Here is a 418-nt window from a genome sequence, read left to right on the forward strand (position 1 = left end):
GGTGCGTGAGGTGCGGCGGCCGAGGATGTCATGGGTGTAGCGGGTGGTGTGTCCGTCGACGGTTTCGGCGGTGAGACGGCCGAGGGTGTCGTAGTCGCGAGTGAGGGTGGAGTGGGGAGAGACGGCCTCGGTGAGGCGGCCGGCAATGTCGTAGGCGTAGGTGGTGAGGGCGCCGGCGGCGTTCTTGCTGGTGGGGCGGCCCAGCACGTCGTAGTCGAAGCTGACGGTCTCACCGAGAGGGGTTTTCCGTGAGACCAGATGGCCGACGGCGTCGTGGGCGTACTGCTGGGTGCGGTTGTCGAAGTCGGACTCGGCGATGAGCCGACCGGCCGGGTCGTAGCGGTAGTCCCAGACCAGGCCCCCAGGGTTGCGGACGCCGGTGAGGCGAAGTTCGGGGTCGTAGGTGAAGTCGTAGCGG

General features: G+C 68.2%; 1 pseudogene. It reads right to left on the reverse strand.

Features of this window, described 5'->3' with window-relative positions:
- Window positions 1–418 (reverse strand): annotated as a pseudogene (locus tag JGS22_RS25760) (type IV secretion protein Rhs); the annotation flags it as partial.

Source organism: Streptomyces tardus, from assembly GCF_018101125.2.
GTDB lineage: Bacteria > Actinomycetota > Actinomycetes > Streptomycetales > Streptomycetaceae > Streptomyces > Streptomyces tardus.